The following is a 779-nucleotide window of genomic DNA, read 5'->3' on the forward strand; positions in this document are numbered from 1 at the left end:
TGTGCGAAATTGAGCTGAATATTCCCAGGGACCGTAACGGTGAATTTGAACCCGTAGTGGTTAAAAAACACCAAAGAGACGTTTCCGGGATTGAAGATCAAATCATTTCTATGTATGCCAAGGGAATGACAGCAAGAAATATTCAGGACCATTTACATAACATCTACGGTATCGAAGCGTCCCCAACCCTAATATCCAATATCACTGATAAACTTTTACCGGTCATTCGTGAATGGCAGAACCGTCCTCTGCAGGAAATATACACAGTTATTTTTCTTGATGCCATCCATTACAAGGTTCGAGTGGAAGGCCAAGTCGTTAATAAAGCTGCTTACATGGTCATTGGCGTAGACCTGAAAGGTAAAAAGGATGTTCTTGGTATATGGATTGGTGAACACGAAAGTGCAAAATTTTGGCTTAATGTCCTGAATGAACTCAGAAATCGCGGGGTAACGGATATACTCATCATGAGCGTGGACAATCTTACCGGCATTTCCGATGCTATTGCTGCGTGTTTCCCTGAAACTGAAATTCAGAAATGTATAGTCCACCAAATCAGGAACTCAACAAGATACGTCTCATACAAAGATCTCAAACAGTTCAGTTTACTGCTGATTTGAAGCCGGTTTATAAGGCCGCTACTGAAGAAGAAGGCTTAATGATGTTGGATGAGTTCGAAAATAAATGGGGCTCTAAGTACCCGTTGGCAATAAAATCATGGCGCAAGAACTGGCACGAGATAGCTACTTTCTTCAAGTACCCGCCGGAAATACGAAAAA

Annotated in this window: 1 pseudogene; it reads left to right on the plus strand. The window is 41.7% G+C overall.

The features are described from left to right. Nucleotides 1–779 (plus strand): annotated as a pseudogene (locus tag Tfer_RS15715) (IS256 family transposase); the annotation flags it as partial.

Origin of the sequence: Thermincola ferriacetica (assembly GCF_001263415.1) — a bacterium.
GTDB lineage: Bacteria > Bacillota > Thermincolia > Thermincolales > Thermincolaceae > Thermincola > Thermincola ferriacetica.